The following is a 12,322-nucleotide window of genomic DNA, read 5'->3' on the forward strand; positions in this document are numbered from 1 at the left end:
CATTCACGCTCAGTCCCAACGCGTCACGACGCTAGTGACTCACATGCCAACGGGCGCCTGGGGATACCTCCCATGGAGAGGCCAGATGGCACTTCGGCTAGAGCTGTCCTCGATACGTTCCAGCGCCCCACGCGTTGGAGGACTGGCAATAAAGGTGGGGACAGAAGCGACAAGGGAATCCGCCAATTTCGACTGCATTAAATCTATCCAACAAATGTGCTAGTCAGCACCGCCTCATGAGGGGGTTCGCATTGTTCGATGTGGGTGTTTACAGGGTTGGTGTGCTTGCTTTCGGTGCAATGCTTGTCGTTGCCTGTGGCGTAGCTGAGCCCGAACGTTCTAGGGCTGAGTCAGATGGAGTCATGGTTCAAGGGCTCGACCTGAGCTGCTCTCGCGATGCGGAGTTGCTTGAGTCCTTGAAAACGACGCATCCTCGTGCGTGTTCCTTTGATGATGACTGTCCATGGGGGGCCTTCTGCAATCGAAGTACATCACAGTGTGATTGGCAGTGTCTTGAGGAGGGGACGGGGGCGGAGGCATGTGCCGAGCCTGGAAGTGTCTGTGGCTGCGATGGTCGGTGCGGCACCCCGGGAGGCAATCCGTCAGTTGCAACGGTAAGGCCTGCTCTGACGTTACAGCCATCTTTTCTTAGCTTTGAGCCCCCTGCTGCATCAGGTGCCGATTGGTCGGCGCTGGGGGTCGATGTCTATCTTCAGGTGAAGTCCTCGTCTGAGACTGCTTCGGCGGCAAGTCGAAACGTGCGTGTCCGAGCTGGGACGCAGATGGAGGTCTCCTGTGCTGACCGAGCCGGTCCCTACAGTCATGAATGCAACCTGACTGGATGGAGTTTTTCCGCCGCTGGTAGCCAGTTCAGGAGTGTAAAGCGAATTTGGGCGCGGCCCTCCGTGGGCAGCACTCAGACGACTTGGGACATCCTGCTTGATGGAGCAGAGCTAGCTCCTTCAAGAGAGCGTGTGTCGGCGGTTCGATACGCTCCTCCGGGCTCCTCGACGGCAGTTGTGCCCTTCGAAGGACAGGTCGTTCTGCATCTGAGGAACTCGACCACAGCCATCTCTTCGCTAGGAGCTCCCGAGACAAAGTTGACGCTCCCTGTGAAAGCCTGGGCCAACAATCAATTTCTTCTCCTGTACGATGAAAGCAAGGTGCTTTCGACCACGGGCAAGCTCAGGCTGAGCAGGACGAACCCCAAGGTCGAATTTGGTTGGCTCCCATCAACGACTGCATCTGGGGATAGAACGGTTGTAGACGCGATGACGGCGACCGTCCACTACATCGCTGGTTTCCCCAATGTGACGGCTTCGACACAGAGTCTCTCTGGCGCGTTTCGCTTGAGTGTTGCTGGCGCGTTGATTGAGGTTGATTACGCACTTTCGAAGTCGGTCGGGGCTGCAGTTGGTGAGTGCGGCGCAGTAAACCCTTGCTCAAGTGGAATGGTCTGTGAGGATGGACTGCAAGTTTGCGTGCCAGGGGATGCATGGTCATTTGTGAGGCAAGGTTCTGCTAGCAGCACGGTAGCTCCGCGAAACACGATTGTTCATGAGCAGAGAAAGGCCTGGAATGACTCAGGTGCCCAGCAACTCCAGGAGGCACCCGCATTTTTTGGCATGTCTCATGCCTTCCTGGCTCAGGGCATCATGTGTCAAAGTGGCGACCAGCAGTCGCCAGTGCGTATCTTTGATGATGAAATTCTTTCTTACTCAGGAGATCTTGCCTGCCTGAACGGATTGCCACCGTCGCTCTCGCGGTTGGCTACTCAGAGAGACTTCAACGCTGTCCGCCCAGGTCTGGCTGTCTTGGATAGTCGTCAGATGTTGCAGGCTTGTATCGGCGATTTGCAGGCCATGCCTCAATGGCCCATGTCGACGGATATTCAATCATTCTTCCAGGCGAGATTGCAGAACCCTGGACAGTGCTTCAGTGCGGTGCGGCTTTTTGACTCACTGTCATTGCTTGGCGATAGGCGCCGAGCGGATCATGACCGGTTGCGCTGGTACTTGCTGCAGCGGTGGATTGAGGCGAATGCCTTTACTGCCCGCCAGGTCGTTCAGCAGCAAGGATCCTATTCATACTTGGGAGACAATCCGAATTGGCAGGTCCCATCGTTGGCCAGTTCGCTTGATCAGTTCGAGCGAGCGTGGGACCTCATGTTTGACGAAGCTGTGCCTCAGATTGGAAGTTATGTTGGGGGAAACTCGTTCTGCGATCTCAAGAACCCGGATTATCGACTTCCTCCGAGGCCGACGGGCGTTTGGAGTTGGCGGTCGAATAGCTTGGTCATGGATCGGTGGGTTGCCCCTGATCATTTCCCGGGCGGTTCGGATCTGACAGTTTTTTGGTATCCAAATGCAAGCGCACAGAGTTCGTGCGATGTGATTCAGGCTGATGAATGCGCGCAGAATCGGGAAGGGTGCCCGCCGGGCCGATGCGAGAAGGGCTTCTATCCAATTCTGTCTTTTGGCGAGGAGGTAGGTGGCGAGGCTTCCAATAAGTTCTATGTGCATAAGTTTGGGAATGAATACATGGCGGGGGCCGAGGAGGTGCTCATTGTAGAGCATGTCGCAGGTGGCGAGTGGACGCGGGTTGAGCACGAACTGGAGTGGATGGATCCCGATATTACGGCGCCGTATGTGGTGCGTCGACGTTCAGGTCAATACGAGGTCCATTCTCCATATCAACAGCCATTCTTCGTTGTTCCGTCATCCACTGGGCCGACAGGTTTCGTAGCCCCATACACGGAAGACCCCGCAGCGGGTGACTTGAAAAATTCTACTTCCGGGGCGGTCGTGTGGGATCATGCTTTGTCGGATGAGCAGGTTGCTGAGTTCGTTCAAAAGTCGGCGTCGCATTTTGCAGACAGGTCGAGCGACTTGTTGGCGCCGAATGGGAGTCTTCCTCATCATGACCAGGGAATCGGGCTGCCGACAGTCATTTTGGAAGGCCTTTCGGCTCACCTGGAGTTGCTGGATGCTGAGTTGGAGCGGGTCTCTCGGACTGCTGCCTGTAGTGACACGTCACCTGGCTCCGAGCGCGGTCAAGCGATGGAGCGCTTCGGTCGAGCTTTCCGTTACTCCATTGTTCTTGAATCACGGGCTGCCGCGCAACACTACAATGTGCGTTCGATGAACTGTGATGGGACTGTAGGGATGGGGCCCAATATTGAGGCTCGCTGGAAGAAAGCGCGTGCCGGGCTTGAGGCAGTACGCAACCGAGTGCAACAGCGATTTGCTGCAATGCAGAGTTGCCGTCCCTGGAACATCCCCGAGGATGAGGCACCGCTCTTCTTCCGAAGTGCTACGGGAGCGTCAGAGCGCTACTTTGCAAGCTCTGACTATATTCTCGGGTATGCCGCAAGTGGTTTGGCTCAGGCTGAGGCGGACGTCGAGGCTGCGCGAACGGCTTGGGACCAACAGCGGACCAGTGCCATTCAGCAACAGTTGTCAGAGTTTGATGTACAGCGACGTTTGGAGACCCTCAAGACGGAGTATGGTCGTCCGTTGGTTGAGATGTGCGGCCTTGACTCCGAAGCAAAAGACGCTTTGGCCTTGTTCGACCCTGAGCAGCCGAACGCGCTTCGCGCTGAGACATGCTACGTTGCGCGGCAATCTCCTGAGTGCAGTGTTACGCCAATTTCCCTCTATTCAGCCGTGAGGGCACCAGCCGCTCGATATTCGCTTTGTGTTTGGAATGGTCTGCGGGGGCGGGGAGAAATCACGCTTCCCTCGCCTTACTTCGAGGTAGCCGCAGGCTGGCATGAAGCAGTGGTCTTGGGCGGGATGGTTCGTGCCAGAGGGCAACAGATGCCTGTGACCGCCCTGTACCGGCCGCCATTCTCCGTGGATAAGGTGTCGGAAGCATCGTTGGCATACTTCGAGCAACAATGCAGTGGTTCACTCGGAGGGATCCACATGTTGCCCTCACCCGTGGACATTGACCGGAGTCTTGGCAATGAGTGCTTCCGTGGGGAGTTGGGAAGGCTTCGGCTTGAAGTCACTGCCGCAAGCCAGAGCATGCAGGTTGCCCGTTCCTCCTGGGTTGATGCCCAAGAGCGCCATGACATCTCAACTCGTCGGTGCTGGGACGTCGTCGAGGATGGGAACGCGAGGCTTGCGCTCATTGATGAGCACGAGAAGAAAATGGTCAGGCTGATAAGCGCGAGGTCCGATGCCGATCGGCTCAATCAAGGTGTCGATAGTGTCAATCGCGCTATTTCCATGGCCGGGACTGGCGCTACCCTTGGTGCATCCCTCGGAGGGCCAATTGGTGGTGGCGTTGGGTTCGTGATTGGCCTCGGAATAGGCGTTTTGGGTGGTCTTAAGGCAGATGAGTCTGCCAGAATTTCGAGGCAGATCGCCATTGCTGAGCAAGAGTTCAACACGAAGTTGGAAACCTTGTCTCTGGCGAGTTCTGTCAAGGAGTGTTTCTATAACGCCAACCTCCATATGGTGGGGATCAAGACCGCAGCCCTTCAGATCGAACGCGCCGCCACGGACGTGGAACTCGCACTGCTGAATATGCGGAACATGCAGGATCGCGTGACCCAACTTTCTCATGAGGGAGCCGCAGCGGTGAGTCGTGAGGAAGGGCGCCAGGTTCCATCAGTCGCTCATCACTATTGGCTGGACGAGCGTATCGCCACGGCAGAGGCATCACTCCAGTGGGCTCGGCGATTGAGTTACCTTCTGGCGCTTTCGCTGGAATCCGAAATGCAGCAAAGCCTCATTGAGCGCCGACAGGTGCTGAGCGCATCAGGGCCCGCGGAGTTGAGGGCGGTTTTCAATAGGCTGAATCAGCTCAAATTCGCTGGCAAGGTTGGAGGAAGGTTCCCTGGGGAAGTGAGTGTCACGCTTAGCTTGCGCGACGATGTCCTTAAATTGGTATCTCAAGAGGATTCTCCTTTGGGCGAAAGAGCGTTCAGTCCTGAAGAAAGGTTCGCACGGCGAATGGCCGCGCCTGAAAGTGCAGTGTTCGATCGAGACGGACGATATATGGGGCAAGGAATTCGTTTTGCTATGCCTGTCCCAAATGGTTTGGCTTTGCGCTGTGCGGAACGTGTGTGGTCGGTGCGTGCGCTGGTGACTACGGGCCACCTCGGAAATTGGGTTGAAGCCAATGGTGTTCAAGTGTTGCTGTATAAGCGCAATGCATTCCAGAGTCACTGGTGTGATAGCCTTGGCCGTGGTGATGGGTCGGACTTCCAGGTGCGCGCCAGCCGACCGTCGCTCGACTTGACCGGCCTAGGAGGGCAGCACAATAGGGCCTCAACCGCTGCGTGGTCAGCTGCAGGCCTCCAGGCGAAACTTAACATGGAGCAGGCTGATTGGGTGTCGTTGGGGTGTACGATTCAAACTGGCTGTTCCGATGAACTGGCGGGGCGAGGCTTTTACGGTGAATACCTGCTGCTCGTCCCGTATCTGGGAGCGTTGGAAAACGGATTTCCTGTGAATAAGATAGCCGACATACATCTGCGGTTTGATGTGGTGTCTATTTCGAATGCTCCGGAGCCGAGTGCGTCACCGAGCAATCAGGATCTGCTGCATGACGCGTCTAGGGGTTCTATGTGTGAACCCGAAGATGTTGGGGAAGCTTCGTGCCTGTCGTTTTAGGTTGATTTTGAAGTGATAGTAAGAGGCCCGCGCCTTTTGGGGCGGGCCTCTCCTCCTTGGATGTCTCGCATCCATAGCTCAAGGCTTTCAGAATGAAGATAGTCGTTGCTTTGGGGGTTTTGTGTGCCCTCTCGAGTTCGGCATGGGCGGCGGGGGAGCCCGTGCCAAGTGCGCTTAATGCACAGACGCTACGGTTGCCGGATGGACCAGGGTCAGTGCGAGGGCTCGGGGATGAGCTTTCCGTGAATGAGTTTAGCGCTCAGGTTCGGTATGGCGTGTCTTTTGATTTGCCTAGGGGGGTGGGGGGATTCTCGCCAAAGCTAGAGTTGTCTTATTCGGGGGCGCTGGGAAATGGCTTGGTTGGCGTGGGGTGGTCGCTGCCCGTTATGTCTGTTCGACGCTCGCTGCGCCACGGCGTTCCAGCGTATACGTCGGCGGATGAGTTGGAGTTGGTAGGGATTTCGGGAGGAGGTCGCTTGGTCGAGCTGCCGGATGGCTCATGGCGATTGGAAGGGCGTGGGCAGGAGGTGAAGATAGAGCGCAGCGGCGCGGGTTTCTTGGTTACTGAAAACGGGGGAACACGGTACTTCTTGGGCACTACGGCCAATGCCCGCCAGGAGTCAGCCACAACAGGACAGGTTGCTGCATGGTTCGCCGAGGAGGTTCATCATCCGGCAGGTCATCGGATCACTATTCAGTACTTCATTGATGGCGGCCAGGTGTATCCGGCTAGCCTGACTTGGGGACCTGGTGAGTCATTTCTCGTGGAGTTGCTCTACGAGGAGCGACAGGATTCTGTAGTGAGCTATCGCTCAGGATTTGGCGTTGAGACCGCGAAGCGTTTGAAGGATGTGCGTGTCACTTCATTCAATGAGGTGGTTCGCACATATCATCTGTCCTACGATGATAGCTTTGCGCTGAGTAGGTTGGCTCACGTAGAGGTGTCAGGTCGCGGAGGCGAAGGTGCGCTGCCAATGCTCTCCTTTGCGTATGCGCAGCCTTCCGCTGAACAGGTTGTTCAGCAGACGGGGGTTGATGGTTGGGTGCTTAATTCCCGCGGTGTCAGCTTGGCGGATGTGGACGGAGATGGGATGAGTGATCTCCTACGCATCGAGTCCTCTGGGCATTCGTACAAGAAGGGAAACGGCCATGGATTTGCGTCGCCGCGAACGTTGCCTGGCCCATCCACCGGTTTCTCGAATGTGCGGTTGATGGATTTGGATGGTGATGCGCGACCGGAGTTGGTTCGCTATCTGAGCGGCGCCTGGAGGCCATATAGGTTGGCTGGATTGTCCTGGGTGGACGTCGGAAGCAAGTGGGAGGGAAGCGATGGTCTGTCTTTGACTGCGACTGACCACTTCTACGCCGATCTGAACGGAGATGGAAGAGTTGACGTCATTCAACGCGTTTCGGGTGGCGTTCGTATTAAATTTAATGGTCCAACAGGCTTGGGGGCCTGGATTTCCCGTCCATACATTGGTGGATTCTCTCAGTTGGTTCCTGGCCCCAATGTACGTTTTCACGACGTAAATGGTGACGGATTGGCTGATGTGGTGCAACTCACAGATTCCTTGATGCGCGTGTTCTTGGGGCAGGGGGACGGTCACTTTATTTTGAAGGGCAGTTACAGCCATCCGTGGGGCACGGGTAGTTTTCCGCTGGCTGACCTGCGACTATGCGACCTCAACCGTGATGGTCTCATGGACGTCGTGAGACTGTCTGCCAGCCACGCGTACTGGTACGCAGGAAAGGCGGATGGAAGTGTGCAGTCAACGGCTCGGTTCCTTGCTCGACCGGGCAGCTCTGCCTATGACTCAGTGGTTGCTATAGCCGATGTGAATGGCAACGGCAGTGAAGATGTCGTTTGGTCCTCTCAGCAAGGACTGTGGGTCCTGGATCTGGCGGGGCATACCTCCGCGGGCATGTTGGTTGGGATCGACAATGGCTTGGGGAAGACAGTCTCTCTGGAGTACTCGGCTTCAGCGGTCTTGTCGGTGGCCGCGGAGGCCGCTGGCCAGTCGTGGGAGAAGCAGCTTCCCGTGTCTGTGCCGGTTCCGGTGACAGTGACGGTGGATCCAGGTGCGGGAGGCCCCCCTCGGGTAGTGGAGTACTCGGTGCGGGATGGTTTCTGGGATGGGGAAGAGCGGCGCTTCGGTGGCTTTCTCACCGGCATTCGTCGTCAAGTGGGCACAACGCAGGGAGAGACGCTCATTGAGGAGACGCTGTATCACGCAGGGCTTGGTGTGGAGCGCATTCTCCGTGGGCTGCCACTGGAAGTGCGCACCGAGGATGGCACTGGGAAGCTGTTTTCGGTCAAGACCTCCCAATACGAGGCTCGAACCGTTGAGGGACTCCCGTCCGTAGCGCTGCTTCGCAAGGCTGCAGTGCTGGAGCAGCGTATTTGGCACCATGAAGGGGCGGCAACGCCAGTAGAGACCCTCACGACCTATGCCTACGACAATCGCGTACGGCCTGTTGAAGAACTGCACGCTGGGCGCTTGGATCTGCAGGGAGACGAAAAGACGGTCATTCGTGCGTACGCCAGTGATGATGCGCTCTGGGTACAGGATGCGGTGTGTGAAGAGAAGGTACTGGAGGCGGATGGTACGCTCGTTTCTCACTCACGCACTTTCTATGGAGATGCGTCGCAGGTTTTCGCCTGGACGGATGTCGAAGCATGCCGCGTAGGCAGGTTGGTGCGCGTGAAGCGTGGCTGGTTGGAAGACTCAGTTCATCCGCGCTGGGTGGTGGATAGTTCCACTGAATATGATGCTTGGGACAACCCAGTCCGGGTGTTCGAGAACGGTGTGTGGCGCACGATCTCCTACGATGCCAATCGGCTCCATGCGACTACAGAAAGTGTATCGCCAGTTCCGGGCAGAACACTGACGTGGGTTGCCCAGTGGGATGATGTACTGGGGGAGTTGAAGGTATTGACGGACCCCAATGGTATCGCGACTGAAGTGGACTACGACAGTCTGGGCCGACTGGTAACAGTGTCTGTTGCTGGTGCGCCTCCTCATCTTCGTTATTCGTACGAATGGACGGCCCCTGCGCCGCGGACGACCACGTACGCATATGACGGCTCTGACGCCGAGCTCCGGGCGCAATCCTTACCGTGGAGTCCTGGTTCGAAGTGGCGACAGACAGTGGCTGTTGCGAATGGTGCTGGCGAGGCGCTGTACACCGCCACGCGCCTGTTGCCGACGCAGTGGCTCGTAGGTGACTGGGCGGAACGAGACGCCAGGGGCAGGGTTGTCTATCGGGCGGAGCCCTTCGTCTGGGCGCAGTCGTCACTGCCCGCTGTTCGGCCGGCAAACGCCGATGCTCAATTGCTGGCTTATGATGCACTGGGACGGATTGTGAGCCAGTCTCTGCCGACCGGAGCGGTTCAGACGATGGTTTATTCCGTATTGGGCGCCACCCATACGGTGCAGGGGATGGCCCCCGTCCACACGGCCAAGGATGGTCTGGGCAGAATTCGGAGGACAACGCGCCAGATTGGCCCAGTCCTTGAGTCCGTGGACGCCACTTATGACGCTGCGGATCGGATCAGAACGCTGCGGCTGCAAGATGGGGCAGTCATCCACGCCTTCACCTACGACACACTGGGCAGATTGGTGTTCGCGAGTGATCCGGACATCGGTACGAGGACATTGCGTTACGCAGATAGCGGTCATCTGACGCGATTGACAAATGGGGCTCAGCAGGTTCGAGAGTATTTTTATGATGACGCAGGTCGTCTTGTTCGCACTTTGGGTGAGGATGGCGCGACGTTCATTTATCACTATGACGTTGCTCAGGATGGGGCCGCCGTCGGCAATACCGCCGGTCGAATGGCCTGGGTTGAAGAGCCTCGCGGTAGCGTGCACTTCGCCTATGACTCTCATGGGCGAGTTACCCGTCAGCGGCGCGCCATTGAAGGTATGTGGAGCGTGGAGGGTACTCTCTTCAGTACGACGGGGTTGCCGCTCACTTCTGATGTAGACGGAGTTCTGGTTGACACGACCTACGATGCTGCCGGACGTCCCGTTCGCCTCGGAAATTATTGGGAGGCTGTGGAACTCGACGCCGCCGGAAGAGTCATTGAGGAGCGTTTCGGTAATGGAGTGCGTCAGGTTTATGCGCGAGACGCTTTGGGGATGCCAAGTCGCGTTCATGTCCAACGCGCCACGGGCGTGACGCTGTACGACGTGACGCTGACGCGAAACGCTTTCGGTGCGCCAGTGACTGTGAGCGACGCTGACGGCGTTGGCCTCAACCATTCGGTCACATTCGAATATGATCCTGCGGCGCGACTGACGGAGTCCGTACTGGGAGCGGTACCTCTCCCTGATGGTACGCTCGGGGAGGGATCCGAGTCTTTCCGGTTTGAATATGCCTACGATGGGCTGCAGAACATGGTTCTGCGTCAATCGTCAGGTCCCAAGGCACTCAACGTGTTCGCAGGTGTCTATCACTACGGAGAGAGAGGGTTTGGTCCTCGCCAGTTGACCCGGGTGTCGGCCGGTTCCAATGAGACGTTGATGGATTACGATGGCGCAGGCCGCTTGGTGCAGCAGGGCGCCCATTTGATGACGTACAACGGGCTGGATCAACTTGTGCGCGTCAAGTTGCCGTCACCTCTTGGAACCACTTCAGTTGTCGAACACGACTACGGTTTTGATGGGGTTCGGGTGCTTACTCGTGCTCCCTCTGGAGATATGCAGTATTGGTTCTCTCCGCAGTTGACCCAGCGGGGAACATCTATTCGGGAACGCTACCTCGGGTTGGCGGACCGCGTGTTGGCACGTGTAACGCATGTACCCTCTTCTTCGTCTGGAAGCTCGGTGGTGCCGCCTCCTGTTGGACCTGAGGGCGCTGCCATTGATGGGGCTGTAGGCCGCTTGTTGTCGGGATTGATGTTGGGAGCGCTCGTCTGCGTTGTGCTGGTGGTCTTGTGTATTCGTGTTCCTGCTCATGGCCGCTGTCGGCGCTGGTCTGCCGGAATGCTGGCCGTCTCGATGCTGGGATTGTCCTGTGACACCGGTATCAGGGCCGAGCACCACGCTGGCGCTCAGCGCGCGGCGCTATGGAACGCGGAGCAGGTTCAATACTTCCACGGAGGTGTGAGCGCTGGGCCCGTGTTGATCAGCCGCGAGGATGGAAGCATTCTGGAGGAGCGGCGCTACGAGCCATTTGGCGCAGCCATTGATGCCTATCGTGAGTTGCCTGGCGGTTCAGCCGAACTCGGTGAGGTGGACCATGTGGGCGAGCCCCTCAATGTCCTGAACAAGTTGACCGAGACGTACACTGGCTGGAGCGATCATGGTGCCCGTTGGATGGCACCCGAGGCCGCTCGGTGGTTGACCCCGGATCCGCCTGTGAAGGGGCCTGAACCGCAGTTTCTCTCTTCTCCGTGGGACCTTCACCCGTACCAGTATGTCCGGCAGAACCCCTTGCTTTACTGGGATCCGGATGGACGCTTTGGTCGTCTCGATCTTCCGAGTGTGGCGCTTGCAGAGGCCTGCAAGGGCGGGTGTTCGGTTGCTGATAAACAGGCCTTCCAAAGCGCGTACGAGAGTACGTTGAAGGAAGGGCTCCTTGCTCTCAATCCTCTCCCAACGTCTGAAGAAGAGCTTGCCCTTCAAATGGCTACTGGTGGGACGGGAAAGATTGTTTTTAAATTGGCCAAGGTGGGGTTGGCCGTACGGAACCAGCGGAATATTGCTAAGCTAGGTCATGCGGCAGAGACGGCAAGAAGTGGTGTTGATAGTTCCTTGAAGGCGGTGTTGAAGGGCTCGGGACCTGCCTCTGGTGTTATTGAAGTCAGTTCAAGAGTTCGATCTGTTGCTGCATTTAAGAATTACAGGCCTTCTCAGTCGGCAATTGAGTTCGTCTTTGATCCAAAGACAGAGACGTTTCTGGTTGGCTCAGTTCAGGGAGCGGGGGCATCTCCGCATCAGAAGCTTGCAGCATTGATAGGGGCCGACCCCGGCACTGTCGTGGGCGGGATGTTTAGTCGAGGCAAGAATGGTGAATTCCTTACGAACGAAGGGAGTGGTCATTTCTGGAGAAATTGGACGCCAGAAGTAAGGGCGCAGTTTGTGGATTCCATGAGGAGGATGACGGGGGACGTGGTTGAGCATAGTGTTGGGTGGTAGGTCTTTGTGCGGCTTTATGTGGGGCGCGAATGATGATTGGTGACGCAGGCTGGAGGATGGGGCGGTGTCATGAGCCAGGCATGGATATTGAGTGGATGCCTATTTTGTCCATTGCGGGGAGTTCGCGTTTGGGCGTGCTGCGAAACGGTGAGTGGGTTGCTGAGAGAGGAGGCGAGCTTTGGCGACTGGTGGATGTGGGTTTTTTTCCGGCTTTTCCACTGCTCGAAGGCGATAGGGAACAGATATCGGATGGGGTTTTCCGTGCCTTGCGTGAATATGGGATTGGAGATGGCGAGCAATTCTCCTTCCCAGTAAACCGCTTGCTTGAGGGGGCTCTTGTCGGAGGAATGGAGTATTGGGCTGTGCTTGCACTTGGATGGCTTGATGGGATTGATATGGACTCTAGATTGCTACAGGCGCTCTCCCGTTTGGAGCATGCACCGTGGGCATCCGAAGAGACGAAGAATCGAGCAAGAAAGGTCCTCGGCCTATCGAGAATTCCGAGGTGACAGCTTGGTGTGCCATGAGCCCTTCAGTGGGCCGAGAGCTTTGAGC

General features: G+C 57.1%; 3 protein-coding genes and 1 pseudogene. All 4 read left to right on the forward strand.

What is annotated here, in order from left to right; genetic code table 11:
• The first annotated feature begins 1,112 nt into the window (after positions 1 to 1,112).
• The 4 genes and pseudogenes from F8M74_RS02775 to F8M74_RS02785 all read left to right on the forward strand — a co-directional run bounded on the left by F8M74_RS02775 (position 1,113) and on the right by F8M74_RS02785 (position 12,276).
• Positions 1,113 to 5,624, forward strand: a complete 4,512-nt coding sequence (locus tag F8M74_RS02775) for a hypothetical protein (protein ID WP_141253630.1) — start codon at positions 1,113 to 1,115, stop codon at positions 5,622 to 5,624.
• 92 nt (positions 5,625 to 5,716) lie between these two features.
• Positions 5,717 to 6,061 (forward strand): annotated as a pseudogene (locus tag F8M74_RS38610) (SpvB/TcaC N-terminal domain-containing protein); the annotation flags it as partial.
• A 39-nt stretch (positions 6,062 to 6,100) separates the two neighbouring features.
• Positions 6,101 to 11,767 (forward strand): FG-GAP-like repeat-containing protein, encoded by a 5,667-nt coding sequence (locus F8M74_RS02780; protein ID WP_239004895.1) that lies wholly within the window; start codon positions 6,101 to 6,103, stop codon positions 11,765 to 11,767.
• A gap of 80 nt (positions 11,768 to 11,847) precedes the next feature.
• On the forward strand, positions 11,848 to 12,276 hold the full coding sequence (locus F8M74_RS02785; RefSeq protein ID WP_141253628.1) for a hypothetical protein: 429 nt from the start codon (positions 11,848 to 11,850) through the stop codon (positions 12,274 to 12,276).
• Positions 12,277 to 12,322: the final 46 nt, after the last annotated feature.

It is taken from the genome of Myxococcus sp. CA023, assembly GCF_010998615.1.
GTDB lineage: Bacteria > Myxococcota > Myxococcia > Myxococcales > Myxococcaceae > Myxococcus.